We start from the raw sequence: 26,025 nt of genomic DNA, 5'->3' as shown, positions 1-26,025 counted from the left end.
CACTCATGAGAAACGCGATGAAGCGATATTGTCACCTGTATTTTATACTGTTTATCCTGCTGTTTGCTGTGGAGGCCATGGCACAGGACAGCAACGGCACCATCCGGGGAAAGGTAACCGACGATAAAGGAAATCCTGTTCCGGGTGCTACCGTGCTGCTGAAGAAACAACAGGATTCCTCCCTCTATAAAAGCTACATCAGCGACGGTGACGGCATATTCGTTTTCGAGGCAGCCAGCGCCGGCCAATACCAGGTAGAAATAAAAATGATCGGATATGAAACGTTCACCCGGAAAGAGATTACCACTACCGCCCAGGCAGTGACGGAAGTGAAGGACGTACGCCTGCTGCTATCCTCCAGAACGCTGGGCCCCGTTACAGTGAAAGGACAGCTGCCGTTTATCGACAGGCAGATAGACAAGGTAGTGGTGAACCTGGAATCCAGCAATCTCGCCCAGGGCAACTCCGCCATGGAACTGCTGCCCAAACTGCCCGGTATACAGGTAACGCCGGACGATCAGCTGAAACTGAACGGCCGCCCCAACGTAACCATCTACATCGACGGTAAACCTACCTACCTTTCCGGAGATGCGCTGGCGGCACAACTGAAAGGAATGAACGCTGCCAATATCCAGAAGATAGAACTGATAGCACAGCCTGGCGCCAAATACGACGCGGCCGGCAGTGGCGGGATTATCAACATCGTGCGTAAAAAGAACAGGGGAGAAGGCCTCAACGGTACCATCACCGCCGGCGCCGGCATGGGCAACTACGGTAAGTATAACGGAGGCATCGGGCTGAACTACAGGAATCAGAAAGTGAACATCGTCTTCAACAATGATTACATGTTCAACAAATTCTTCAACGATTCCCGCGTCATCTCAGAATTTGGTACCGCCGATAATAAACTGCTGAAACTCTTTAACTCCGATAACCGCACCATCAGCACCAATAAAACCAATACTCCCTCGCTGGCGGTGGACTTCTATCTGTCTAAACGTACTACGCTCTCCGTTTCCGGCGTGGCAGCCACCCGTAACTTCCACCGGGACGGCACCTCCTTTACCACCGAATCAGATAATAAAGGCAGCATTGCAAGCCTGCGGGATTTTGATATCAGCTATTCACAGAAGTACAACAACTACTCCACGAATATGCACCTGGTTCATCAGTTTGACAGCACCGGGAAGGAACTGGTGGTGGACCTGGATTATTTCAACTATGGCAGTACATTTAACCAGTTGTATGCCGATACCATCCTGTCGAAGGAACAACTCTTCCTCAGAAGCGGGCGTACCTGGCTGGATCAGGACAGAAACCTGAAAATCTATTCCGGGAAGGCAGACTATTCCCATGTGTTCAGAAACAAACTGAATATGGACCTGGGATGGAAATCAAGTTACATTGTTTCAGATAACTATGATATGGTTCGCGAAGATTCTGTTCCGGCTCCGGTAAATAATCATTTCCGCTACACCGAAAATATCAACGCCGGATATGTGAACCTGAACAGGAAATTCAGCCAGCTGACCCTGCAGATGGGGCTGCGTGTGGAGCAGACCTATGCGAAAGGAGAACAGCTGCTGCGTAATGTTTCGGTTACACGCAATTATACCAACCTGTTCCCATCCCTGTATGTGGATTATAGCATCAGCAAGGACCACAGCCTGAACCTGCAGCTGAACAGGAAGATAGACCGGCCACCTTATCTGAATATGAACCCGCTGTCATTCAGGATCAATCCTACTACCAACTTCAAAGGAAACCCTGACCTGCTGCCGGTACTGTCATATAATGCCGAGCTGGGATATTCCTTCAGGAATGAATTTTCAGCCGCCTTCCGTTATAGCCGCAATACCCATGATTTTATGACACAGGCTTCTCCTGACAGCAGTCAGGAAGTATCCACCATCATTACTATCAATAACGACTATACGGAGTACCTGAACCTGAGTTTTTCCTACAGCAAGGAGTGGAATTCCTGGTGGCGCACCAACAGTTCCCTGGAGTTTTACAGGCAGTCTTTCAAAGGATTCGTCAACGGTCTGCCGCTGGATATACAAGGATTATATGCCTATAACTTTTATTTATTCAACAGTTTCCGCCTGACATCGAAACTGTCTGCTGAATGCATGTATTATTACAATCACCGCAACCAGGAGAATATCCGGATCACGGAACCCAAGCATGCGCTGAGTTTTGCGGTAAAGCAGCAGCTGTTTGCATCCCGCGGATCACTGACCCTGAACATCCAGGACCCGTTTTTCTTTTACCGGGAACGTTATACAGAAAATTCCATCACGGTAAAACAGCGTTTCGATACGAGGTTTGAAACCAGGGTGGTGAAGCTGAACTTTATGTACCGCTTTGGCCGCAGCAAGATGAAGAAAGCGAATGTGGGTAACAGCGCGGCAGAAGAACAGAAACGTTCCAGGCCGGTGAACTGACCGCTGTGAGATACGTATGAACTATTAAAACCTGCGCTGGCCGCAGGTTTTTTGTTGTCAGGAATTGTAGATGACCGGCATCTGTCCTTTCCATTGATGCCAGAGGGTATCATCTGTTATCAGCCTGCACATACAATGCGCTACGTTTATGCGGCTGGTCTGCCCTGCATTAAACAAGGCACTCCTGACAGGAGAGGCATGTAATGAAAAGGGGGTAACCGCTTCCTGGTTAATTAAGGTATCCGGGCGCAATGCCACCCACTCAATAAACGGATGCTGCTTCCCTGTTTTCACTCTCAGGTAATCTGCAGCCTGCTCGTTATCCGCATGTGGCGGCAGCAGTAAGCGTAACAGCCCGATCACCAGTTTATGTGTGAATGAAACCGGTTCGTTCAGATCCCTGTTACTGTTACCTGCAGTGTTCATAAGCACAACCCTGACCGGCTTCTCCGGAGCATTTTGCGTAATGGCCGCGCAAAGTAGCTGTACTACATGCGTCACCAGCCTGGTAGGTTTTCCGTAAATACCTTTAAAGCTCATTGTATGCCCAAGACACAACGCCACCGCCTGGCATCCGCGGAGATATTCCGCCATCTCCTGCACCGGTATGGCTGTAATATCAGCAGTACGGATAATATTCACCTGTGAATGCTGCTGCCATTCACCAGGGATATTACTTGTCATCCTGACAATTATTTTCACCTGATGACCGGCATTGAGCAACTGTGTTACGAGCAGCCTGCCGGTTGCGCCGGATGCTCCTGCTACAAGAACATTCATGAAATGGGATTTAATTACGAATTACGAATTACGAATTACGAATGTAGAAGCGAAGAACTAAACGAAGATTAAAAGAGAATGTTTAATCGTTATCACCTTTCCGCTTCGTTTAGTTCTTCGCTTCTACATTCGTAATTCGCAATTCGTAATTCGTAATTTAAAATATAATTTATTTCTGTCCAATCCCTGCCCATGCACTCAACTCAAATTCAAATGCGCCTGGGCCGAATTGCTGAATAAGTCTTTGTTCCAGTTGCCGGGCAATGGTGTCAAAAGAAGCGGGGGCTTTTTCTTTTACCTGTCTGCCCAGCGGATGTTGCAGGAAATAGCTGGTCACGAGTTGCTGTGGTGAGGTGGCTTGTCCTTTATATTTCAGGGGTATGATGTGGGTGGTGGTAAACCCGGCCTGCTGCAGATAATGGCCGAGTTGTCCGGGTTCGTGCAGGGCAAAAGGGGTATGAAAGCGGCTGGTATCTTCTCCGGAGAATACTGGGATGATTATTTCATCGATCAGCAGTTTAAACAGGGGCATTGCTGCGGTCTGATCCCAGGTGGTGAATGCAAAATGTCCGCCTGGTTTTAACACACGGAAAGCCTCGTTTACTCCGCCTTGCTTATCCGGCAGGAACATGAGTCCGAACTGGTTTACCACCAGGTCGAAAGAGGCGTCGCTGAAGGGTAATTGCTGTGCGTCGGCCAGCTGAAATATGATGGCGTCATTGTCCGGCAGCTGTTGTGCCAGCTCCAGCATATCCGGATTAATATCGGTAGCGGTCAGCGTGGCCGGCGGAGGGAATGCTTCACGCAGGTGTCTGGTAAGTCTGCCGGAGCCGCAGGCAAGTTCCAGCACAGCGGAGGCCGGAAGCCCTGCAATATGCGGCAGCAGTGCCCTGGCAGAAGGTTCAAATATGAGCGGTCCCAGGTGTTCTTCATAGTTGGCTGCATCGTTGCCGGAAATTTTATAAACTTCTTTTTCCATCGTATTTTAATTTACCGGTGAAATACTGAAATTACATTTAATTATTTTTTTATTTTATTATTTGAGATTTAAAATGCAGCGGAGATCTGAACGCAAATAATAATCGCTCAGGTCTCCGCTGCATTTTAAATCTCAAATAATAAAATAAAAAAATAATTAAATAGTAAGGGGGGCCAGTCGGGCGGCAGCTCCTGACAGCGTGGCTTCGTGAGTGGTGAGCCATTTAAGCTGGGTGGCGAGGGTGGCTTGTCCGTTGCGGAGCATTTGTTGTACGGCGGATGGTGCGGGCATGCCGGTGCCGGTTTTGCGCCGGATGCTTTGCTGTGGGTCCAGTGCTGCTGCCAGTGCGGAGGCAGGGATGATGAGCTGCCGGCCCAGCTTCTTTTCTGTGGCGGCATTAATCATGGCGGGTGTAATGCGGTCGGCGGTGAGCTGATCTGCCAGTGCCTGGTTGATAACAGCCGCGATAATTTCATGTGCCTCCCGGAAGTCCAGTTTACCATATTGCACCAGCAGATCGGCGAGGTCGGTCATGGTGGAATAGTTTTCCTTTGCATACTTTAACATGACTGCTTTACGGATCTGCAGGGTTTTAATCACGCCGGTCATAGTATGGGTGGCTGCCAGTACAGCATCCAGGCTTTTGGGTTCCATCATTAGTCTGACGCCGCTGTGCTGGTATTCGATGCCGTTGAGGGAGGTGAGGATGGCGGAGAGCTGGCCGGTGACCAGTGCCGCCGCTTTTCTTGTTCTTTCAAGGGCATCCGGATTTTTTTTCTGTGGCATCATGCTGCTGATGCCGGCAAAGGAGTTATCCAGCTCCGCCACATTGTATTCGTCGGTACTCCACAGCTGTACTTCGGATGCCAGCCTGCTCAGGTCACTCATATAGATACTGTTGTCTGCCGCAAATTCAGCGATATGATCCCAGCCAGCCACGCCTTCGATGGTATTGGTGACGAGGCCGCTGAATCCCAGCAGGGTAGCCAGCCGCTCACGGTTCAGTGGCCATGCGGTGCCACCGCTGGCGCCTGATCCGAGCGGACATTGGTCTATGCGTGCGTATAATTCGATGTAGCGGTCCAGGCATTTGGACAAACTTTCGTCTATGCCTGTCAGGTAGTGCGCCAGCGTAACGGGCTGTGCTTCTTTCCGGTGTGTATATACTACCATGACGGTTTCCAGGTGTTCGCCGGCTTTTTCCATCAGGGCTGCACGCAGGCCGGTAACCGCCCTGATGATCTGTAGCAGCTGATCGCGGAGGTACATGCGGTGTGTGGTATTGTCCATATCGTTGCGGCTTCTGCCGGTATGCATTTTCCCGCCTACGCTGCCGGCAGCTTTAATAACAGCTGCCTCATAAGGGAGATACAGGCGCAGGGAGGGATCTGCTGCCGCCTGCCGGTCGGCTATTGCCAGCCCGCCGAAAATAGCTTTCGCTTCCTGCTGCGTGATGATGTGCTGTTCTGCGAGCATCAGCACAATATGCTTTATGTAACAGGCGCTGATAGGGGAATATTTCATCAGTAAGATTTTTATGGCTGGTTTCATAATCATACAGCTCCTGGAAGGCGGCTGCCTTGGCGCCGGAGGTGCGGCCCATACGGCTGGCATCCTGCAGCCGGCTGCTGTCCGCTGTTTTCAGCGTGCCCGTATTCTCATTACCTGCGCTGATGAATTGCGCTTTCACCTCTCCGGTGATGGTCATTGCAGCGGCCAATGCCACCAGACCCACATAGTTTCCGATTGATCTCATAGTCTGCTATTATACAACAAAGATAATAATAAATGCAACGTAGTTGCATTTGTAAAATCTATCGCTCAGCATGCTGTTATCGGGATCATTGATAGCGAAAGGGGGAGGGGACACTTTTTTTCAGCATATATTTTACAGCTATCCGGTTTACCCGCATAGCTGTAAAAGAGGAAACATGCTATTCTTCAAGTATGAAACAGGCAATCGCCAATGCCGGTGAGGTGGTGGTAACGGTGTTATGTGACCAGTCTATTTCATAATACCTGCTGTAGGTATAAACAGCAGTGCCGGTAGGATGTACGCGCTTATTCAGGAATTCCGTTCTGCAGGCATCAGAGGTAAAAACCAGCCATCCGCGGTAGGTAGCCGGATTGGTGAGGGCTGTCAGCGTATAGTTGGCATAGGAAACAGGTATCTGATCGGTTAACCAGTTGTGTTCTGTTACAATCATAAACGGAGGATTAGATGGCTTCCATCTGAGCAGGTGATAGGTGTTATTCAACGGTGGCTTTCCGGCAGACACACGGCGCTCACTTTTCCGCAAGCCGTTATCATTTCCGGCAAATCCGGTAAAACTTACTGCGGTAACAGCTACTACAGCCATGCCCATGCAAAGGTTTTTCAGGGGGAAGATTTTCTTTTTCATGTAAAAAGGGTTTTTGTGAAGATGTAGAACCGGGTTATCCGATCTTGCCTGAAACCTATATGAATTGCGGAGGGTATACAAAAAAAGTTGAGGAAAGGTGGGGTTTTGTTTAGAAGCGGAAGGTAGATAATTACGAATTACGAATTACGAATTGCGAATGTAGAAGCGAAGAACTAAACGTAGATTAAAGAGGATAACCATTAAAGGTCCCTTTTAATCTACGTTTAGTTCTTCGCTTCTACATTCGTAATTCGCAATTCGTAATTCGCAATTCTTACAACTTAATGATCTTCAAACTTCCCTTCTTCCCGCTCTGCTGATTGCTGGTTCTGATAATCCAGCTGCCGGCGGGTACTTTGCTGACATCCAGTTTTACGCCCTGGCTGCCTTTGGCGCCCAGTACCTGTGTCTGGCGGGAGAGCGGCTGGCTGCCGTTCAGGCTCCAGATTTCAATGAGTACGTTGTCGCCGGGTTTGCCGGAAATCTGTACCTGTACTGCGTCTCCGGTTACCGGGTTCGGATATACGGAGATTTTTTCCTGGTGCGCGTCAGCATCTCTGCTGATGGTTTGTGCTGCGCTGCTGCCGGAGCATGGGCCTATCAGCGTCCACCACCACCATGCGCTGCCGGGGGTAATGTTATAGATACCGTCTGACTGGCATTCGTACAGGTTATTGTTGTAAACGGCGCGTTCTCCTTTTGAATAGATCTTCGGATAAGGCTGATAAGCCGGTACGCCTGCACAGTTGCCGCCGCCGGAAGTCACTTTGATATTGACAGCTGCGGAGGTGGCGGTAGCGCCCAGGTTATCGGTGGCTTTGGCGGTAATCACGTAATCGCCGGCGGTAACGTTAGACCAGGTGTAGGAGAAAGGAGGTGTGTTTACTACAGCCAGGCTGCTGCCGCCATTGAAGAATTCCACGCTGGCGATGCTGCCGTCGCTGTCTGTTGCGGTAGCCTGAATGGCAACGCTGGCAGGCGCGGTGAAGGAAGCATTGTTAGCCGGGGAGGTAATACTTACTGACGGCGGCTGATTGCCGGTGGTGTTAACGCTGATGCTTACCGGGGAAGAAGTGGTGCTGGCGCCTTTATCATCGGTGGCTACTGCTGTAATGGTGTAGCTGCCGGTGCCTACGTTGTTCCAGGTGTAGGTATACGGCGCTGCATTGATGACAGCCAGACTGGTGCTGCCATTGAAGAATTCAACGCGGGACACGGTGCCGTCTGCATCGCTGGCGGTAGCCTGGATGTTAACAGTGGCGGGCGCTGTATAGGAAGTGCCGGAAGCGGGAGCGGTAATGCTGACAGATGGCGGCTGATTCACTGAACCTCTCGGTATGGTGCCGGAGATGGTATATACGCCCAGGGAGCCATAGTTGCTGTATCCGTCTGTGGAAGGATTGCCTGCGCCGGTACCGGTAACGGATACAAAGTAACTGCCTGCAGCCAGGTTGGTGCTGATGCTGGCCGGCAGCCCTGCGGGGTTGGCGGTTGTTACCACGCCGCCGGTGCTGTTGTAAAGCGTTGCCAGGATGTCCAGGTCCGGATGTCTGGCAGCAGGGTTGAAGTTAAGTGAAATATTTCCGCCGGAGGTGGTGAAGGAAAATACGTCTATATCAGCCGTACGTTCTATCAGGCCGGAGGTTTTTACGTTGCCGGCAGCGTCAAATGCCAGCGGGCTGGCTGTAGCCGTGGTGTTGCCGTAATCGTCTGTACGGTAGCCGAAGCCATAGGTGGCGCTGCTAATGATGGCCAGGTCATTTTCAGTATTATTGGCATTGGCATATTCGCCCTTGCTCCAATGTCCGATGGGTTTGGTATACGCTACGCCCATAATGGGAGCCCAGCTGCCATGTCCGGCAAAGTAGGCTTCAGACGGACTGGTTCTGCCATCATGGTTCAGCCCAACGGTATGGCCTGCTTCGTGGGTACCTGCTTCACCGGCTCCTTTCACGCCGTTGTTGAAAACCCAGCAGGGGGTATCATCATTCCAGCTGAAAGATCCGAGGTAGGCTACGCCGCCCGCGCCTGGCGCAGCGGTATTGGTAGGCGTAAATATCACGCGCATACGCCTGTTTTTGGCGTAGGTATTAAAAACAGTTTCGTTGGTGGTAATATTTACGTGAAACGGCTGATAGTCTTCGCTGATCAGCTCCCATACTTCCTGTATCTGTGCATCGGTCAGTGTGGACGGCTGCGCATTGATAGGATTACCATTGTTCCACTGGGTGCCGGAAACGTATTGTCCGTCAAAGTCCAGCAGAATACATCCTTTGGCGCCGGGATAGCTTTCCAGTTTCAGCAGGTTGGGGTCAATGGCCAGCGGAGTCTGCGCGCGGGCGCTGACCGGGGCGGATGCTCCCTCCGGGCCGGTGGTGTAGTCTATGCAGACAATCTTATTGATATCGGTTTCCTTCACATAGGCATTACCGTTATCATCAGAATAGTACTGATAGGCTTTTTTGGTATTATACAGGATGATATTACCTGTCAGCGTTTTGCCGGAAACATTGATGAAGAAAGAAGAGCGCGGCGTGCCGGCTATTTCGCCGATGATACGCTCACCGCCATTTTCCGCTTTCCGGAAATTTACTCTTCCCAGAAATGTTTCTGCAGCAGATACTTTTAACGGTACGCCTGTAACAGGCTGCTGCCTTACCATTTTGGATACAGGTTGCTGTAAGCTCTGTAACAGCTGCTGCGTGGTGCCAAGTGATAAGGGCTTTTGCTGCCCGTACATGTTTATACCCGCCAGCAGCAGAAGCGCCAGCATTACTAAACGGATTAACCGTGTTTTCATATTTGAAAGGTTTATAAAATTGTCATGAAATATTTGGTTGTTGCTGTTGATTCGACCAGGTATTGAGCGCTTTGGTGACATCCGGGTTTACTTTCGGGAAATGGCATGCCCAGGAAAGCACAGGATACCGGCTTTCAGTTCACAGGTTACTGAATAGTGGATAATTATCTCGTAAGGGACGCCTGCATGGCAACATGCAGGTACGGTAAGTAAGGGTCTAATTTCTCATAGTACCAGATTATTTTGATGAGTGAAATGATTCCGCTGGAAGGCATGCGCTGGCATTCAGGACAGCTGACTGATTTTGTTGCTTTGCTATTAGTACAGTTCTTCAAACGTTGGTATTCCCCCCGGGATACCGGTTAACAATACATTTCCATGAGCTGATGGTTGATGCAAGCCTTTAGCGTAAATATATGTGCTAGAATAAATAACCACTATAATGCTTCTCTGAGATAATGCTCTCTTTCCCGTAAGATATTTTCAAAAATAATAGTAATGGGTGCAAAGTGAACGCGGCGGGCAGCAGAACACTATAAATTCCTACTTAAATTATAGACTTTCTGATTTTTGCGTCGGAATAGTACCGGGAAGGGGTTTGTTTGGTTGTCTGCGGTAGATTTATCTGCCGGATCACAGCAATACCTGCCTCCGTGGTCTGATGTTTGTTGCCACTATAAAAACAGGTTTTATGAAAAATAGACAACAACAGATACAGCAATTCTTCGCGGACTATGAACAGCGTTTCCGCGAGGTACTGGAGGGTAAACCTGCTGATGTGGACGCTACTGCGGCAGCCTTCGCTGACTACTTTGTACAGTCTGTGCCAGGCGGCGTGACGGGAGGGAAGAACGATGAGAAATTTAAGGAACAGATACCGGCGGGAAACGATTTCTATAAAAGCATCGGCACCCAATCCATGAAAATCGGCAGCCTCCATGTTACACCGCTGGATGAGCTGCATGCTATCGCAAAGGTACACTGGCTATCTACCTATAAAGGAGATATCAACATCGGGTTTGATGTGTTCTATATTCTGACCTTTGCCAGCGGGCAACCTAAGATTTTTGCATTCATCACCGGCGATGAACAGAAGGTGCTGCGGGAAAAAGGATTGCTGCCGCAAGAACCGGCAGCCTCCTGACAAAGGCAGTAGCGCCGACAAATACCTGCGCTGCTGTTATTTTTTGATAATCACCTCATCCTGGTACAACATTTTTTCCTCTCCCTGCTCCAGGGAAACAAATCGTGCATTCACAAAATTCAGGATGTTATTGATTTCATACCACCTGCTGTTGAAATGAGTTTCCTTATAGTAGAGCTTCTCGTGCAATACTTTTTGTTCGTCATAAAAAAAACTCTCCTTGTAGGGCTTTCCGAATTTTCGAACCACTTCTTCTTTAGTGATGCCGGGTTTCAGGCTTTCAGCGGTAAACTTGCTGGTCCGCCGGGCAGCAGCGCAACTCAGGAGGAACAGAAAGGCTGTCAGGAAAAACATCATCCTGTACGCAGACATAACAAACCGGTTATTTTTCATAAGCTGGCAAAAAAATTAATTATGCTGTTATTTTTTATTTGAGATTTTCTTTCTCCTCAAGGTATCTTCAAATCACTAAGAATGAGATAAGGATGAGAAAAAAAATCTCAAATAAAAAAATAACAAAATAAACAAGATTAGTCAAATTTAAACGGAGTGGTAGGTATTTTTTTCAGGATAACTGTTTTCACAGGGCCTCTGCCGGTCAGCGGGCGTTCTGTTACAGTTACCTTTACGTCAATACAGTCTACACCAGACCATACACCGCGGACTTTAATCATCTTGTTGGTTCTTACACCTCTCATGGTAGCGATGTATTTAACATCCATATTGTACCTGCCTACAGTAGCAGTGGCCGTTACAGCGGTTTTAGGCGCAATCCTGATCGGGAAGTTGTAGCTCTGCTGATCTTCCTGTGATTCGGATTTGCCGTAGGCAAAGGAAGTACTGGTTTGTAAAGTGGTGTTGATCTTGCCTTCTGCCAGGAACGGCACCTTCACCTTGACTTCCGTGGAAATGGACAGGGAGATGTTGGTAGTTCTGTTAAAGGTGGATGTTTTGGTAGCCTTCTGGCTGAAAGCGGTAGTCATACTCTGTTCCAGCGAGGTGCCGTTGCTGTAGTTCCAGTTTACCACGAAGTCAGGCATCTGTGTTAACCTCGCTGTCTCATCATTGATGTATTCAATGCTTTCCAGCCGGAAATCATCTACAGGTCTAACCTCAAATTCCTGTTTACCCTGATTCCGGTATTTGTCAAAGTAAATATCGCTGGCATTTTCACTGCCGATTACTTTACGATAAACGCTCCACGGATTGTTGGGATCGTCGGTACCCAGCACATCTTCATTCTGCAGGATATGTGCATCGCCGTTGATACCGCCTTTCAGAAAGGTCCATGCAGCGCCGGTCAGACTGGTACCGTCTTTCACATACAATACGGTTTTGTTGGGATTGTTGGTGTAGGCGCCGGCAGATACGAGTTTCTTCTGACCGTTGACATTACTCTGGATGTACAGCAGGCCTGTTAAGGGCATACGGTAGAGATAAAATTTCTGGCTTTCTGCATCATTCTGTTTCTGTGTGAGCAGCAGAACTTTGTTAAGCCCCTGCGATGTCAGATAGGTGTTGCCGTTCTGGTTCTCCTTTACCACAATGTTCACCGGAAAATCCAGGATGTCGTAGAATGATTCATTGTCATCCGTAGGGGCATCAAACAACTGCGTGTTTAAGAAACGTTTGAGCGGGGACTCGGCCAGCTCGGAGATGTCTCCGCTTCCTGTGGAGTCCGCCAGTACATTGATACTGGTTTTACTGTCAGTGGCTGTTGTCGCTGCCGGCATGTCGTTAATAAGATCTTTGCGGCAGGAAAACAAAGCCAGGGTTAATGCAAAAGCAATAAGGCTTTTTTTCATAGTGTTTATTTTATGTGATGGGTTAAGATGCTCATAGATACAGACAGGGATAGCTGCAGATGCGGGTGCTGCATCCGGGATATCATGCTGTGACGGCATGGTAAACAGATATATACGGGTAATTACCTCATTACCGGGTAGGGAGCGCTGCTCCTGTTTAACGTGGATATAACATTGTTACGCTGATTTACTTGCTGCGGGCTGGAATCTTATTGCTTCCCGATATAGGCGCATGTGCATGTACAGGGAACTCAGGATCCGGTAGCTGCGGTGGTGTCAGGATAATGGGTTAATGAGAAATTATCTGACCCCGGTAGCAATCCTCACAGTTTATTTTGAGTTAAAAAAATTGAATTATTACAAAGATAGAGATAATGGTGTTTGGTGTGTGAAAAAAAGAAAGCTAGACAAATTGAGGTCAATTACGAATTACGAATTACGAATGTTGAGCGAAGACATAAGCGGATTTTTCGTGGCACCCTTCTTGTTGCTATGCAAAATTACGAATCACAGGTTACAGATTTTGAGCGAAGACATAAGCGGATGATAGATTTATCCGCTTATGTCTTCGCTCAACATTCGTAATTCGCCATTCGTAATTCGTAATTAAAAAGAAAATTATGTCTGCAACATCCGATAACATTACCCAGGCTTATTTCGCTTTTCTCGATAAACATATCAGGGATGTGATTAATGGAGATGCCCCACAGTTTATGGAGCTGAACCAGATTGCTTCCGCATTGTTTGTATCTCACGCGCATCTCACCGCTACCATCCGGCAAACGATGGGAAATCACCCCTGTCATTTTTATGACCTGAAAATAATTGATGCCGCCAAAAAAATGCTGGCCACCACCGATAAGCCTGTTGCGGAAATTGCCAATATACTTACCTACGATCCTTCCAATTTTTCAAAGTTCTTTAAGAAACTGACCGGACAAACACCTGGTCACTACAGAGAGACGAACAGGTAACCCGTACTAAAAATCCTTAAAGTTCACCATAGCAGCAACAGTAATTTCAGGAGCTTTAACCCATTGTTAAACGAAATAAAACTGTTCTATATGGCACGTAATGATTTAAAGGGAAAAGTAGTGCTTATCGCCGGCGGCGCCAAAAATCTGGGCGGCCTGCTCAGCCGCAGCCTGGCCGGAAAAGGAGCAAAAGTAGCCATTCATTATAACAGCGCAGCTACCAGGGCAGACGCAGAAAAAACACTGGCAGATATCAGCAGTACCGGTGGCGAAGCATTCCTTTACCAGGCGGATCTTACAAAGGTGGACAATATCAAAAAACTCTTTGAAGCCACGAAAGAAAAATGGGGACAGGTGGATATCGCCATCAACACTGTAGGGAAAGTGCTGAAGAAACCATTCTCCGATACCACGGAAGCAGAGTACGATTCCATGTTCGACATCAATTCAAAGGTAGCTTACTTCTTTATACAGGAAGCCGGCCGCCAGCTGAATGATAATGGTAAAATATGTACCATCGTGACCTCGCTGCTGGCGGCATATACCGGACTGTACTCCACTTATGCCGGAGGAAAGGCCCCCGTAGAACACTACACACGCGCAGCCTCCAAGGAATTAGGCAGCCGCGGTATTTCAGTGACAGCTGTAGCGCCAGGCCCTATGGACACACCATTCTTTTACGGACAGGAAACTGCAGATGCCGTAGCATATCATACATCCGCTTCCGCACTCGGCGGCCTGACCAACATCCGTGATATTGCGCCACTGGTGGAATTCCTGGTTACCGACGGCTGGTGGATCACCGGGCAGACCATCTTCGCCAATGGCGGATATACTACCCGCTGATATCGGCTTAGAATAACTTTAAACGCATGCAGCACAGGTTACCGCGCTGCATGCGTTTATGCATGCACGTATTTTTCAGACACAGAAAGCCTGCGCTTACTTTTTTATTTTCAATGATTTACCCTTAGTTTTGCGGGATGTTTTACCATAGAAGGTGAATACAGCATATGATAAAACAGCTTACAGGAAATCATCTTATCTGCTGTATCATCTGGTATCGGAGGATACCACCGGATTTACATATTTCAAAAACATCTTGCGCAAATGCCGTTGACAAAAGTTTTGATCACTGTTAAAAGTTACCCTACCATATCTTCCCATTATGATGAACAGGTCAGCATCGCTGGCTTCAGAGAAGATGGCGTGTTTATCAGGATATACCCTATTCCTTTTTCAAAAAAAACTTACGACGAACAATACCAGTTGTATGACTGGGTGGAAATGGATCTGGCGCGGAATACCCGCGATTTCAGACTGGAGAGCTTCCGGCCTGTAACACCGGACGCGCCGGTAAAGAAAACAGGACATCTCGCTGCCGGCGACGACTGGAGCGAACGTAAGTCCATCGTGCTGCGTACGGTATACCGAGATCTGTCTACCCTTATCGTAGAAGCTAAACACGAAGCGTTTTACACATCGCTCGCCGTATTTAAACCCACCCGCATACTGGATTTTATAGCAGAAGAAACCACGCGGGAATGGGACAGCGCGCGGCTGGAAAAACTGCAGGAAGAAAAGAACAGCGGCCGCGTATTCGAACAGCCGGAAGATCCGTTTGCTGTGATGAAGAAACTGCCCTATCAGTTTTCTTTCCGTTTTACAGATAAGGATAATAAGGAAATCACCCTGCCGGTGGAAGACTGGCAGCTGGCATCCTTTTACTGGAAATGTCTGAAGAAGCACAGCGGGCCCGAAAAGGAACAGAAGGCCATCAGGGATGTACGGAAGAAGTACCTGATGGAATATGCCAGGAGTACGGACCTGCATTTCTTCCTCGGCACCGCACAGGCGGTACATGCCACTTCCCGGCAACCGTTCACCATCGTCGGGTTGTTTCATCCTCCCGTACTCCCGTCAGCCATCCAGGGCAGCCTTTTTTAATCGTCATGCTAAAGTATTGTACGCCTGTCTTATCTTACGGGCCCGTTATCTTTTGAATTAATTGCAGATACCTATGAAGAACATATTCCGGAAAGGCAGGTTATGGCTGCCGCTGTGTGTCATCCCTGCCATCATGCTGGCCTGCCACGGAGATGGTAAAAAAAACGGTAACAACAAAAATGGTAAGGATTCAGGTCAGGTTACAACCACAGTTGATGTACCGGCTTTATCCACCGAAGCCTATGTAGCCGGCATTATCAGCAGAAGAGCCGACATTGCCAGGCAGCTGCCTGGCATCAAAGCTGCTGCTGCGGCAGATCTGTACCATGCACTGGCACTGTATACAGATACTGCGCTGGCAGCCATTTCCGGCAATGAAACTAGCTGGCTGGATGAATATGCCAACTATTACTCGGACGAGCAAAAGGCAGTAGTGCCGCCGGCTAAAGCTGCACTGCGTATCAAGCTGCTGGCTACCGCAGGTATTGAACCCTGGAATATCGGGGAAGGTTATACGGAGTTACGCACGGAGCCTGCCTTCTATACTGGTTTATTCAAATCTTCCCTGCCAGCCGATTATAACAGCTTCCTGCAACTGCAGGCAGATGAAGATACCGTATTGTACAGCGCAGATGCGGGACTGGTCATATCTTTCAACCAGGTAGGCAAGAGAGTGCTTAACTGGGAAAAGTTTCTGGATACCTATCCCGGCAGCATTTTTACGGCAGCCGCCAGGGAGCTGTATGCAGGCTACACGCTCGATTATCTGTTCGGAGAAGATAATACCCCTGCCTTTGACCGCCACGAGGACCTGAGTTCTTTATATCCGGAGAATAAACAGGAATACCTCTCCTTTGTACAGCAACACGGAGATACCAGAACAGGGACGGTAGTAAAAAGATTTCTGCAGCAGGTCTCCACCGGAATTACTTACGGCGAACTGCGTCATGATATACAGAATACCATAGGGATACTCTGTGCCGGAGAAGTGAGTCTGGCGCCGGTACAGCCGGATTTCCATGCAGCAGCAATTGAAAAGCTGACGGCGCCCGTATATGACACGGTGCCATCCACGATAGATATAGCCGAAGGCGCCTCAGAGAAAATCAACCGTAAGCTGGATTCCATCATGTACTTTCAGCAGGATGGCCAGCTATACTGCGTAGCGATATTTACCAACAGCGGGAGCAGCGGCGGCGCACCTGTTTCAGGCTGGGTGGATGTATGGGCTTTCAGAAAAACAGCAGACCGCTGGCAGACCGCCAGCTATCTGCTCAACGCCGGCGGCGGAGGTATGTATGGCAATTCCGGTTACTTTCATAAGCTGGTGAACATGGGGGCGCATACTACCGGTATAGTGATCTCCGGCGGTATCACCCACATGGGCAGCAGTGTTTCCTGGGATGATATGATTGCCTTTACGGGTGAAGAACTCCGGCCGGTGATGAATATCGTTACGGATGATAGCTATGATGGCGGCACCGGTAATTCGAAATGCCGCAACTGTAAATGGCTGTTGCAGCCGGCCGCCGGCCGTGAAAACTATGACCTGGTGATAATTTCAGGTAGCTGTCTGCGTGGAAATACGCCATTGAAAAGGATACTCGTGCCTTATAGCAAGAGCGGGTATCAGGTACCGGAAGAATTCATGGACAAGGGTATCTGAGTAGCAGTCATAAAAAATTATAAGCCATCAGTTCCGCGCTGATGGCTTTTTTTATTCCTGTCAGCATATTTGTGCGGATTTGTACAATTATCGCATCCTGCGCTACCCTAAATTTGTCTGAAGATTTTCCGGAATACCCTTCCGGTAGCTGGTAATGTCAACCATAAAAATACCCATCATGAAAGCATTAACCTTATCTGCATTCGGCAGCTCTGATGTACTGGAATACAAAGAAGTCAACGCTCCGCAACTGAAAGCCGGAGAGGTCCTGGTAGAAATGAAAGCGATAGGACTGAATTTCGCGGACCTGATGCGCAGGAGCGGAACCTATCCGATGAGAGGCAGTGCGCCTTATATCAATGGCTTTGAAGGCGCAGGCATAGTAAAAGACAGTAATCACCATCCCCGCCTGAAAGCGGGCGACCGCATTGCTTTTGCAGATGTGCCCTTCGCCAATGCAGAACTGGTGGCAGTACCCTTTGAAAATGCTGTTCCCCTTCCGGATGCTGTCAGCTTTGAAATGGCGGCATCTGTCATGTTGCAGGGACTGACCGTTCAGTACCTGACAACCGACAGTCATGCTGTCAGGCCCGGAGAAACCGTGCTGGTACATGCTGCCGCGGGTGGCGTAGGGCAGCTGCTCACGCAGGTATGCAAGCTGTCAGGGGCCAGGGTCATCGGCCTGGTATCTGCCGCAGACAAAAAAGATATTGTGCAGTCCCTGGGCGCTGATGCGGTTTTTCTGTACAGCGGCGACTGGAAAAGCCAGGTGCTGGAATTATGCCCGCAGGGTGTAGACGTTGTGTACGAGAGCGTGGGAACAACCATGGAAACCAGTATCGCCGTCACTGGAACATTAGGCCACATAGTCCTCTTCGGCCTGGCCGGCGGAAAGCTGTTGCTGGGCAATCCCCTGGAAATAATAGCGAAGTCCATCACCATTACCGGTGGCGACCTGTGGAACTATCTTGTTTCTGAAGATGAACGGTTAAGAAGATCAGTGCAGTTATTCGGATGGCTGACCTCCGGGAAGGTGAAAGTGGCTGCTCCAACGGTTTTCAGGTTGTCAGAAGGTAAGCAGGCACATGATTTTATGGAGGGCAGAAAGAGTACGGGGAAGATTTTAATGGTACCGTAGGGACTATGTAAAAACTCAGCGCTGATAGCGCTGAGTTTTTACATAGTCATCATTTTAGAATTGTTCTCATATAGGGCCTGCTTGTATTAAAAAAGAGAAATGCCTTTAAGTATGATCTCAGCCAGGTGATATTGCCTGGTTACTTCTGGCAGGGACAGACCAAGTGAGGTTGCTATTCTATTGAATGACATGCCAGATGCCAGCTGTCTGACAATTAATGCCTGATCCGGTCCCAGGCAATTATAATATTCAGCCATCCTGATCCTGGTTTTTTGTTCACGGAGTGCTGTTATTGCCAGTAAACTGCCTGCGAATATTCTTAACTCTTTCCTGGCAGATGTTAGTGCTTGTCTGACATCCTGATAAGTACATTGTACCGCTGCAGCAATTTCCCGCTTGCTTTTCCCTTCGAGGTAGTGATAGAGAATTTCCTGTTTGTCAGGGATAAGATAAGGTAAAGCCTGTTCAATCAGTTTTTCCATCTTCGCTTCATAGCAGGCAGGGTCATTTCCGATCCTGTTTTTATCTACTGCGGATCTGTAATAATGCAGGCAATCCCATGAAGCCTGTAGGCAGCGTTTTTTTTTCACATCATTCATGTTTTTCATTATGCCACGTAGTTTCCATATCAGCAAAAAGGCATCCTGTGAGATGTGGTGTGCCTCATATTCATCCCTGATAATCTTTGCTGTAAAATTGATCAGGGAAATGTAAAGGTGCTGGTATGGGAATACCATCCCCTTTTCATCGCCCCGATTGTATAGAAAAGAACAGCGGTACAACTTGTTTGCTGAATTGACTGATCCAGGAGAAAAGGTCATGTGTTTTAGGTTTTTGATTTAAATTTTTTCGTCAGGAAGATTTTGAGGCAAAAGCGTACTTATCTCACCGGAATGAGAATAATGAATTTTAGTGTACGGGTTTATCTGTCAGATTATACTACAGGCAGGATTGCATCCATTGTTTCGGAAGCCTCACCGTAATGGGATAAGTTAGTTTTCATGATATACAGATTGTTTATGCTGGTTAATACATGAACACAGCTGTTTTTTAATGTTACCTCAGTGGAAATAGTTTCCTGCACTACCTGACATATAAGGGCAGACAGTCCTTAAAAGGAATCATTGCAGATAAAAATGTATATCCGTTATAGCTGCCTTTGGGTTGATATGGGCAATTGGGTATAAGGCCATAACCAAGGGTATAACGAATACTGTGTCAAAAAGCAGTGCTGCTTTAGTCGCATAGTAGGTTGTGTTTTAATGGTAATCTGTTTTATCCGTATCTATGATACGGATTATATATAAAACGATTTATGAAGAAGATAGACTAAAACTTCCGGGATTATTTTGAAATAAATTTTATCTTATTCATTTATGTATGAACGATGTAAAAGACTGAAGGTACCACCGTGGCTGCCGGATATTTTGTTATTCGCTAGTTAATAGTATAACGTAGAAGATTATACGGAGAATATATATGAGATAAGATTGGCAGATCCTGCTACCATGCATGCTTTCACGGAATTGTCCCTACACCGCTTTCCCAGGATGGTCTGCCGGTGGTATTTATCTGAATTAATACCTGGTGTAGCGTTAGCGCCGCCGGTATACAAACGGCTTTAATTGTTGTCAGCTACGGCTTATTACCTGCGTTGCTGCTTTGTTGCCCTGAAAGAAAGCCTCCTCAAAAATGGAAATGCCACTAAGGTCAGAATGCGCAAGAAAGATGTTATCATATCCGCTATTCTGCGCCTGCTTCAGTGCCACTCCGGTAATGAAACCAGGTTGCGGGCGTATCATACCGTGCCCCCATACCTGCACCTCTATGTTGCGTATGAGCCGGTGAATATCTTTATGTGCCAGCTCCAGGTCATCCGTGATAAGTTTCACCCAATGTGTATGGTCGAGCGACAGGGCATATCTGCGGGAATCGGTGGGGGGCAGGTGGTCCAGCGGCAGATACCAGCTGATAACCTGCTTTTCAGGCTTAGTCTGTAGCAGTGTCTGCTGCTGGGAGTTTACATAGCCAAGTGATCTTCCCTTATACACCACATTATCCCAGCTGAGCGGATACCCGCTGGAAGCAGGAATATGATCCAGGGTGATGTTTGCTACTAACCATGGTGAATATACGAAACCTTTTGCCGGTTGCAGTGCAGGTAACAGGCGGCAGCTGACAAAGTGAGGTGTTGCCAGTATACAGTGGTCAGCGATGATACGACAGGTAGTTTGCCGGATTACATCAAAATAATCTACATGGACTTTATCGCCCGCCGGCGTTACCTGATAAACAAGACTGTTAGTCAGCAGTGCATCCTGGCTGAATTGCAGGAGATGTTGTATCAGTCGCCCGTTGCCTTGTGGCCATGTCAGTACCTGAGATGGTCCGGCATTGGCAGCTTTGCCTTTGCGGCCGGCGAAATAGTGAATACCGGCCCATGCGCTGACAGTGGATGTATCTGCGCCGTAGTCGTCCCGGCAGCAATAATCCAGGTACCATTGCAGTTCTTCGGAATGGTATCCTTCCTGCTGCAGCCATGTTTTCATACTGATATCATCCAGCTGTGTAAACTGAGGGTCTGCAGAGCTGCAGGCAACCGGAATGTCGAATGCGTATCGCAGATCAGATCCTTTTACCCACCTGAAATGATCCATGGCAGCCAGGAAACGTTGTATGGTGGACAGCGAATCCGCTTCTACTCCCCATTGGGGAACCAGTCCTTCCTGCCATCTGCCCCGGATGAATAAACGTTCTTCAGGATCGAAGCAAAGGTCTGTTTCGTTGTAGATGGGTAGCCCGGCAGTATCATAGCCGGTAAGTATGCCTGCTTCCCGGAGCAGCTCCAGCAGATCGCCGTTCTGCAGGTTAGGTAATGGCAGGTAATGTGCGCCCAGCGGGTAGGAAGACCAGGCATTTTCTCCGGAGGCAGCATTGCCACCGGGACGGGGTTCAAGGTCCAGTATTTTAAAGGGGATGCCCTGCAGGCGTAGCTTTCGGCCTGCTGCAAGCCCTGCGGCGCCACTGCCGGCAATGACAGTATGCATATGTGTTGTTTCTTCCGGCGGCGGAAATCCGCCTTCGCGCAAACGATGACCGGTAGCAGCTGATGCACCATTTATCCGGCCGGTGATGTGTGCATATTTATCTTTTTTACTACTGCATGCAATATACTGGCCTGCAGTAATGGTTCCTCCTGCAATCAACGCCATATAGCGGAGAAAGTCTTTTCTGCTGAGTGGTTTACTCCTGGTATTTTCCCCATTCATCTTCAAAATATTGTACCAATACCTGGTTGTTTAACTGATTAGGAGATACGGGCCTGTCTGCCATATCTGCGGCAAATAAACGCATCTGTGGAAACACTGACGCCGAAAAATACCGGAGCCCCTCCGGCAGCTGTTCCTGTTGCTGACGAAGCGGCTGTGTGCCCGGAGACGCCATTACATATCCCCATTCCCCGAAGGAGGGTACATAGGTATGATACGGGATAGTCTGGTAACCGCAGGTCCGCAGGGTGGTATTGACACACCAGAATGCTTTGGGCGCGACAAAAGGAGAGGTGGACTGAACTACCATCACGCTGCTGTCATGCAGACAATGACGTAACTGCCTGTAAAAAGCCGTCGTGTAAAGCTTGCCTACGGCGTAACTCCCCGGATCCGGAAAATCAATGATCACAATATCATACGGTGTCTTGTGCTGTTTGATCCACTGAAATGCGTCGGCATTAATGACTGTCACCCTGGATGATTGCAGGGAATGATGATTCAGCCTGGTCAGCAGGGTGTTTTCTCTGAACAGCCGCGTCATGGATGGGTCCAGATCTACCAGTGTGATATGTTCCACATCCGGATAACGTAACAGTTCCCGGGCCGCCATACCGTCGCCGCCACCCAGAATAAGTACCTGCCTGTGCTGCTGGCTGTACACCATAACGGGATGCACCAGCGCTTCGTGGTAACGGTATTCATCTGCGGAGCTGAACTGCAGGTTCCCATTGAGATACAGCCGCAGATCTGATTTGTTTCTGGTTAAAACAATACGCTGATAGGGGGAAGAATGGGTGAAGATAACAGGATCCCTGAAAGCCATACCTTCTGAAAAAGTCATAATATCATTCGCCCAGAAGAATATACCGCCCAGGAAGATGATAACGGCTATCGCTTTTGCCTTAAGATAAGAAGCCCATTTGATTTCTGTCCTGAATTTTACCAGCACAATGATGGCTACCGCTACATTGAGAATGCCAAAGAAACAGGAGGTGCGTATCAATCCCAGGTAAGGCACCAGCAATAACGGAAACACAATAGAAGCCAGTAATGCCCCGATGTAATCAAAGGTAAACACCCGGGATACCAGGTCGCGGAATGCGTAGCGGTTTTTGAGGATGTTCATCAGTAATGGCAGTTCCAGACCGACCAGTATGCCGGTAAGACCTACCAGCAGATACAGTATCAACCGGAAAGACAGGGCGTGCTCAAACAGCAGGAACAGGAGGGCGGAACTGATGCCGCCGATAAATCCTACAAGAATTTCCAGCTGGATAAACCAGCTCAGTAAATCCCTTTTGAAGAACCGTGATAACCAGGCGCCGATACCCATCGCGAACAGATAAGCCCCGATGATGGTGGAAAACTGTGTGACTGAATCGCCCAACAGATAACTCGCCAGCGTGCCTGCAACTAATTCATAAATCAGCCCGCAGGTGGCAATCACAAACACAGAAAAAAACAACAGTATTTCCACGCACTCAAATAATTTAACTGTGAATCGCTGAGCTGATGATCATGCCGATGGCGATAATAAAGCCGGCAACTACAATCGCCAGCGCAATATTTTTGTTCTGTACGATTTCTTTCCACGTGTTTTCCGGCGTGAGGCGGTCCACCAGCCAGAAGGTCAGCACCAGGATAACTACTCCCAGCAGGGAATAAACGATAGAGGCAAGAATATACTTGAATTGTAATGCTTCCATATTGCTATTGGTTTATTTATGATAAAAGTGATTAACTCCCCTGCGTGTGCTGCTGTTACGGCTGCCGCCAGGCTCCCATTTTTCGGTACTGGCACAGTTGCATATCCTGTAACCGTAATGGTTACTCAGCAGAAATGCAGTCATCAATACCACAAAGACGCAGATGAAGAATTTATCTTTCTGCCATATGCCGGTTACTATATGATATACTGTTTTCATTTATATAGATAAGGGTCTACATTACTGCTATGCCAGCGGCGGAGTTCAAAGAAATAATCTGCTGCCCGGATGATTAATGCGATGATGCCCATCGTCATCGCTATAAAACCGGCATTCCACCAGCTGGGCATATCCCACCAGGCGGTCAGTGTAAGGCTCACCGGCCGGCCATTGGTTTCTTTGCTGAAGATGGTGACAAAATGATAGCTGCCAGGCGCTACACTGCAGATAAATTCTTCCTGCCAGCGGGAACCTTCATTCCAGGCTTCGCCCTCAGATATGCCGTTGTAATATTCTGCCCCCAGCACAAAAGCAGTTTCCTTGCCTGTCTGCTCATTGACCAGGGTTACCTCCGCCTCGCACCAGCTGTTATCCAGATCCGTTTCCAGTAAAGTTGTCAGATTGGAATTTTTTCCGCTCACTTTGAATGATGGCGAAATAATCGGTTTACCGGTATTGGAAGTATCTGCTACTATGTATTCCTTCAATACCTGCAGCGACTGGCTGCGATGGCTGTAAAACTGCTGAATCAGGAAGATAAGGAAGCAGAAAATAATTCCGCCAACGAAAAACCTCGAGAGATCAATACTGAATGGTTGTGCGGGTGCTATACCATTACGCACGGGCATACGGGCGCCTTTAAAGAATGCCTTGCTGACCTCCCGCGGATAAATATATTCCCCTCCGAAAACATCCCAGTCTTCGGGATTACCTTTGTCATATTCCACCGCTATCAGTTTCGGCGGACAGATATATTCCAGGCAGTGAGTGCCTTTACGCAGGTTGTCTGTCCAATAAAATTCCCCGCTGGCATAATGATATCGCGCCTGGTATCTGCTGAAACGTTTCAATGTCTGGCCATCCCAGGTAACGGAAGGCTGGCTGACCTGCCAGCGCAGTGTTTGTGCAGGCGTGCCGGTCAGCGGTTTCAACAGGTTCCAGTGCCCTTCGTAAAAAGACAGATAAGCCAGTTCATGGTTATCGTCCAGGAGGGTATATTCAAACCAGTAGTAGGGAATGGCGCCTGTTTCAAACCTCTCCGTTACCGCAATAACAGTACAGCGCCGGCCTTTCAGTATCCCCTGTGTGCCTGGCGTCAGCAGCGGTTTCCCTTTAGGTGCATTCAGTGCGTAGGCAGTATGAAGGATACCCGGGCCGGTATGAAGGACGCTATGACAATTGCCGCAGACATACATTTCCGTACGGGCAATGTCGGATAGGTGATGTACCTGCCGGCAGGACGGACAGGTCAGTTCAGATGAGGTGGCTGATTGCATGAATACTGAATCTATCTTCTTATACAATGAGACGCTTCGGGGGTAGCTTCAAAAAACTGCTGTATCTGTTCCATAATAGCGGTTGTAATCGCATCATTGTTTTTACTGAAATTGGACAGAAATATATCACAGGTGCATAGATTAAACTCCGGCCAGGTATGAATGGAAATATGTGATTCTGTCAGGCAGTGCACCCCGGTAAACCCTCCGCCGGGAAAATCATGTACACAATGGCCTACTGCAGTCAGTTGATGAGAAGTGATCTGAGCCTGAATAAATGTGTTCCAGAAGCTGCTCTCCTGCAATAAGTCTGTTCTTTGGGTATACAATGTTGCCAACAGGTGTAATCCCGGCTTATATTCCATAGGTAAAATTTCAGCAGCAAAATAGTACTATTAATCGGATTCTGCAGAAAAACAGGGGTGCGTTTTTTCGCAGGGATACCTGAAAACATAACGCAGTCTTATGTTTTGCAGATGATATGCTGAGAGAAAACAGGTTAATCATCTTCCCTGTAAACAACAAAGGCAGGCTCTCCAAAGAACCTGCCTCCTGTAAAATATATGGACTGTTTAGAATTTAATCTGCAGCTTTTCAGCCACCAGCTTATTATCCCTGTAGTATTCAAACTGCCATTCTCCGTTCACTTTCAGCACAATGCCATGTGCTGCGCCGTTATTGGCAATGAAATAATCCTGTGCGGATGTTTTGAACAGGGTTAAAACAATTTTGGGAGAAGTATCTATCAGCTGGTAGCCATTGGCGGTTGCCTGCGCGTACAGGGTGCCTGCTGCCTGCTTCGTATCGGTAACGGCTGCGGGTACTGTAACCGGATATACCGGTGTAACGGTAGTGACGGTCACCGGTGTTGCAGCAGCCGTTGTGATAGCAGCCGGAGTGCTGTCTACAGAAGCCGTTGCCTGAACTGGTCCGGTATAGGAATAGGGTACATCATTCAGTGAGGTGAAGGCATCTCTTAAAGCAAGATTATAGGAGGCCGCAAATTCTTTCTCCCTGCTCTTGCCTTCCTTACTTTTGAAAACAATGTTACCCTGGCAATCTTTTAATATCAGTGTGAGATTCGTCACGAACAGATTTTTTTTCTGTGTAACCTCAGCTACCAGCGCATTACACCTGTTGTCGGCTATTTCTTTCGGGATAGCTGTTTTGTCAGAATAGACAGAAAACCCCTTTTCTTCCAGCAGGGATTGTGCGACAGAATTAAGATTATACTGATTATCTTCTTTGGAGAAACTGAATCTCTCCGGCACCATCACATATTTGTAGTTGTTGATGGTCTGCTGCGCATACGCAGAAAATGAAACAAAGAAAAGTAGTAATAAAGCGTATCCTTTCATATGGTGCTGTCTTATGTATAGTGACGAATATATAGAAAATGCCGGTGAAAATGAGTAGAAACTTGCAGATACAGTACCGTGGCTGCCGGAAGAGCAGCGGCGGAGGTATGT

Annotated in this window: 23 protein-coding genes; 7 read left to right on the top strand and 16 right to left on the bottom strand. The window is 48.2% G+C overall.

From position 1 onward, the window contains the following. Positions 1-5 precede the first annotated feature (5 nt). Positions 6-2,447, top strand: a complete 2,442-nt coding sequence (locus GWG06_RS19035) for an outer membrane beta-barrel family protein (RefSeq protein ID WP_160715177.1) — start codon at positions 6-8, stop codon at positions 2,445-2,447. Between the two features lie 57 nt (positions 2,448-2,504). Here GWG06_RS19035 and GWG06_RS19030 read toward each other — a convergent pair whose 3' ends face one another. The 6 genes from GWG06_RS19030 to GWG06_RS19005 form a co-directional block, all read right to left on the bottom strand. Then, positions 2,505-3,227, bottom strand: a complete 723-nt coding sequence (locus GWG06_RS19030; protein WP_160715175.1) for an NAD(P)-dependent oxidoreductase — start codon at positions 3,225-3,227, stop codon at positions 2,505-2,507. A 169-nt stretch (positions 3,228-3,396) separates the two neighbouring features. Next, positions 3,397-4,206 carry a class I SAM-dependent methyltransferase gene (locus GWG06_RS19025; RefSeq protein WP_160715173.1) on the bottom strand — a complete coding sequence of 270 codons (810 nt, stop codon included), beginning with the start codon at positions 4,204-4,206 and terminating at the stop codon, positions 3,397-3,399. A 156-nt stretch (positions 4,207-4,362) separates the two neighbouring features. Beyond that, positions 4,363-5,682 (bottom strand): argininosuccinate lyase, encoded by a 1,320-nt coding sequence (gene argH, locus GWG06_RS19020; protein ID WP_160715171.1) that lies wholly within the window; start codon positions 5,680-5,682, stop codon positions 4,363-4,365. Then, the gene (locus tag GWG06_RS19015) at positions 5,564-5,962 is read right to left on the bottom strand and encodes a hypothetical protein (RefSeq protein WP_160715169.1); all 399 of its coding nucleotides are present in this window, start codon (positions 5,960-5,962) and stop codon (positions 5,564-5,566) included. The genes argH and GWG06_RS19015 overlap by 119 nt, the downstream gene beginning before the upstream one ends. A 178-nt stretch (positions 5,963-6,140) precedes the next feature. After that, positions 6,141-6,608: a hypothetical protein gene (locus GWG06_RS19010; protein WP_160715167.1), complete on the bottom strand. Its 468-nt coding sequence runs from the start codon at positions 6,606-6,608 to the stop codon at positions 6,141-6,143. 274 nt (positions 6,609-6,882) lie between these two features. Then, complete coding sequence (locus GWG06_RS19005; RefSeq protein ID WP_160715165.1) at positions 6,883-9,408, bottom strand: Ig-like domain-containing protein; 2,526 nt, start codon at positions 9,406-9,408, stop codon at positions 6,883-6,885. Positions 9,409-10,099: 691 nt separating this feature from the next. On the opposite strand from GWG06_RS19005, the gene GWG06_RS19000 reads away from it, so the two are divergent. Continuing rightward, entirely contained in the window at positions 10,100-10,552 is a 453-nt protein-coding gene (locus GWG06_RS19000) for a hypothetical protein (protein ID WP_160715163.1), read from the top strand. Positions 10,553-10,588: 36 nt separating this feature from the next. Here the strand turns inward: GWG06_RS19000 and GWG06_RS18995 are convergent, their stop codons facing one another. Both GWG06_RS18995 and GWG06_RS18990 read right to left on the bottom strand, forming a co-directional pair. Continuing rightward, positions 10,589-10,924 (bottom strand): hypothetical protein, encoded by a 336-nt coding sequence (locus GWG06_RS18995; protein ID WP_127035493.1) that lies wholly within the window; start codon positions 10,922-10,924, stop codon positions 10,589-10,591. 158 nt (positions 10,925-11,082) lie between these two features. Further along, positions 11,083-12,357, bottom strand: coding sequence for a BSAP5b family pore-forming toxin (locus GWG06_RS18990; RefSeq protein ID WP_160715161.1), 1,275 nt, complete (start codon positions 12,355-12,357; stop codon positions 11,083-11,085). 620 nt (positions 12,358-12,977) lie between these two features. Here GWG06_RS18990 and GWG06_RS18985 point away from each other — a divergent pair. The 5 genes from GWG06_RS18985 (at position 12,978) to GWG06_RS18965 (ending at position 18,082) form a co-directional block, all read left to right on the top strand. Next, positions 12,978-13,331, top strand: a complete 354-nt coding sequence (locus GWG06_RS18985; protein ID WP_127035497.1) for a helix-turn-helix domain-containing protein — start codon at positions 12,978-12,980, stop codon at positions 13,329-13,331. Positions 13,332-13,421: 90 nt separating this feature from the next. Continuing rightward, complete coding sequence (locus GWG06_RS18980; protein WP_127035499.1) at positions 13,422-14,177, top strand: SDR family oxidoreductase; 756 nt, start codon at positions 13,422-13,424, stop codon at positions 14,175-14,177. Between the two features lie 264 nt (positions 14,178-14,441). After that, the gene (locus tag GWG06_RS18975) at positions 14,442-15,278 is read left to right on the top strand and encodes a hypothetical protein (protein WP_160715159.1); all 837 of its coding nucleotides are present in this window, start codon (positions 14,442-14,444) and stop codon (positions 15,276-15,278) included. 73 nt (positions 15,279-15,351) lie between these two features. Next, entirely contained in the window at positions 15,352-16,944 is a 1,593-nt protein-coding gene (locus GWG06_RS18970; protein WP_160715157.1) for a hypothetical protein, read from the top strand. A 178-nt stretch (positions 16,945-17,122) separates the two neighbouring features. Then, positions 17,123-18,082, top strand: coding sequence for a quinone oxidoreductase family protein (locus GWG06_RS18965; RefSeq protein ID WP_160715155.1), 960 nt, complete (start codon positions 17,123-17,125; stop codon positions 18,080-18,082). Between the two features lie 86 nt (positions 18,083-18,168). Here the strand turns inward: GWG06_RS18965 and GWG06_RS18960 are convergent, their stop codons facing one another. The 8 genes from GWG06_RS18960 to GWG06_RS18925 form a co-directional block, all read right to left on the bottom strand. Further along, complete coding sequence (locus GWG06_RS18960; protein ID WP_235938418.1) at positions 18,169-18,672, bottom strand: sigma factor-like helix-turn-helix DNA-binding protein; 504 nt, start codon at positions 18,670-18,672, stop codon at positions 18,169-18,171. Positions 18,673-19,713: 1,041 nt separating this feature from the next. Further along, positions 19,714-21,351 (bottom strand): FAD-dependent oxidoreductase, encoded by a 1,638-nt coding sequence (locus GWG06_RS18955; protein ID WP_160715151.1) that lies wholly within the window; start codon positions 21,349-21,351, stop codon positions 19,714-19,716. Then, positions 21,326-22,831 (bottom strand): polyamine aminopropyltransferase, encoded by a 1,506-nt coding sequence (locus GWG06_RS18950; RefSeq protein ID WP_160715149.1) that lies wholly within the window; start codon positions 22,829-22,831, stop codon positions 21,326-21,328. Before GWG06_RS18950 ends, GWG06_RS18955 begins: the two co-directional genes overlap by 26 nt. 13 nt (positions 22,832-22,844) lie before the next feature. Beyond that, a complete protein-coding gene (locus tag GWG06_RS18945; RefSeq protein WP_127035511.1) occupies positions 22,845-23,060 on the bottom strand; it encodes a DUF350 domain-containing protein in 216 nt (71 codons plus the stop codon). 12 nt (positions 23,061-23,072) lie between these two features. After that, a complete protein-coding gene (locus GWG06_RS18940; protein ID WP_127035513.1) occupies positions 23,073-23,279 on the bottom strand; it encodes a hypothetical protein in 207 nt (68 codons plus the stop codon). After that, complete coding sequence (locus GWG06_RS18935; protein WP_160715147.1) at positions 23,276-24,556, bottom strand: DUF4178 domain-containing protein; 1,281 nt, start codon at positions 24,554-24,556, stop codon at positions 23,276-23,278. The genes GWG06_RS18940 and GWG06_RS18935 overlap by 4 nt, the downstream gene beginning before the upstream one ends. An 11-nt stretch (positions 24,557-24,567) precedes the next feature. After that, positions 24,568-24,921 (bottom strand): S-adenosylmethionine decarboxylase family protein, encoded by a 354-nt coding sequence (locus GWG06_RS18930; RefSeq protein WP_160715145.1) that lies wholly within the window; start codon positions 24,919-24,921, stop codon positions 24,568-24,570. 207 nt (positions 24,922-25,128) lie between these two features. Further along, positions 25,129-25,914 (bottom strand): hypothetical protein, encoded by a 786-nt coding sequence (locus GWG06_RS18925; RefSeq protein WP_160715143.1) that lies wholly within the window; start codon positions 25,912-25,914, stop codon positions 25,129-25,131. Between the last annotated feature and the right edge of the window lie 111 nt (positions 25,915-26,025).

Origin of the sequence: Chitinophaga solisilvae, from assembly GCF_009928525.1 — a bacterium.
Lineage (GTDB): Bacteria > Bacteroidota > Bacteroidia > Chitinophagales > Chitinophagaceae > Chitinophaga > Chitinophaga solisilvae.
The sequence above is the reverse complement of the archived record's forward strand: the minus strand, read 5'-3'. Positions and strand labels throughout refer to the sequence as shown.

What these genes read in the sequence shown, in the direction of transcription:
- GWG06_RS19035 (WP_160715177.1), top strand. Translation starts at nt 6, where the DNA reads ATGAGAAACGCGATGAAGCGATATTGTCACCTGTATTTTATACTGTTT.
- GWG06_RS19030 (WP_160715175.1), bottom strand. Translation starts at nt 3,227, where the DNA reads ATGAATGTTCTTGTAGCAGGAGCATCCGGCGCAACCGGCAGGCTGCTC.
- GWG06_RS19025 (WP_160715173.1), bottom strand. Translation starts at nt 4,206, where the DNA reads ATGGAAAAAGAAGTTTATAAAATTTCCGGCAACGATGCAGCCAACTAT.
- argH (WP_160715171.1), bottom strand. Translation starts at nt 5,682, where the DNA reads ATGCTCGCAGAACAGCACATCATCACGCAGCAGGAAGCGAAAGCTATT.
- GWG06_RS19015 (WP_160715169.1), bottom strand. Translation starts at nt 5,962, where the DNA reads ATGAGATCAATCGGAAACTATGTGGGTCTGGTGGCATTGGCCGCTGCA.
- GWG06_RS19010 (WP_160715167.1), bottom strand. Translation starts at nt 6,608, where the DNA reads ATGAAAAAGAAAATCTTCCCCCTGAAAAACCTTTGCATGGGCATGGCT.
- GWG06_RS19005 (WP_160715165.1), bottom strand. Translation starts at nt 9,408, where the DNA reads ATGAAAACACGGTTAATCCGTTTAGTAATGCTGGCGCTTCTGCTGCTG.
- GWG06_RS19000 (WP_160715163.1), top strand. Translation starts at nt 10,100, where the DNA reads ATGAAAAATAGACAACAACAGATACAGCAATTCTTCGCGGACTATGAA.
- GWG06_RS18995 (WP_127035493.1), bottom strand. Translation starts at nt 10,924, where the DNA reads ATGTCTGCGTACAGGATGATGTTTTTCCTGACAGCCTTTCTGTTCCTC.
- GWG06_RS18990 (WP_160715161.1), bottom strand. Translation starts at nt 12,357, where the DNA reads ATGAAAAAAAGCCTTATTGCTTTTGCATTAACCCTGGCTTTGTTTTCC.
- GWG06_RS18985 (WP_127035497.1), top strand. Translation starts at nt 12,978, where the DNA reads ATGTCTGCAACATCCGATAACATTACCCAGGCTTATTTCGCTTTTCTC.
- GWG06_RS18980 (WP_127035499.1), top strand. Translation starts at nt 13,422, where the DNA reads ATGGCACGTAATGATTTAAAGGGAAAAGTAGTGCTTATCGCCGGCGGC.
- GWG06_RS18975 (WP_160715159.1), top strand. Translation starts at nt 14,442, where the DNA reads ATGCCGTTGACAAAAGTTTTGATCACTGTTAAAAGTTACCCTACCATA.
- GWG06_RS18970 (WP_160715157.1), top strand. Translation starts at nt 15,352, where the DNA reads ATGAAGAACATATTCCGGAAAGGCAGGTTATGGCTGCCGCTGTGTGTC.
- GWG06_RS18965 (WP_160715155.1), top strand. Translation starts at nt 17,123, where the DNA reads ATGAAAGCATTAACCTTATCTGCATTCGGCAGCTCTGATGTACTGGAA.
- GWG06_RS18955 (WP_160715151.1), bottom strand. Translation starts at nt 21,351, where the DNA reads ATGAATGGGGAAAATACCAGGAGTAAACCACTCAGCAGAAAAGACTTT.
- GWG06_RS18945 (WP_127035511.1), bottom strand. Translation starts at nt 23,060, where the DNA reads ATGGAAGCATTACAATTCAAGTATATTCTTGCCTCTATCGTTTATTCC.
- GWG06_RS18940 (WP_127035513.1), bottom strand. Translation starts at nt 23,279, where the DNA reads ATGAAAACAGTATATCATATAGTAACCGGCATATGGCAGAAAGATAAA.
- GWG06_RS18935 (WP_160715147.1), bottom strand. Translation starts at nt 24,556, where the DNA reads ATGCAATCAGCCACCTCATCTGAACTGACCTGTCCGTCCTGCCGGCAG.
- GWG06_RS18930 (WP_160715145.1), bottom strand. Translation starts at nt 24,921, where the DNA reads ATGGAATATAAGCCGGGATTACACCTGTTGGCAACATTGTATACCCAA.
- GWG06_RS18925 (WP_160715143.1), bottom strand. Translation starts at nt 25,914, where the DNA reads ATGAAAGGATACGCTTTATTACTACTTTTCTTTGTTTCATTTTCTGCG.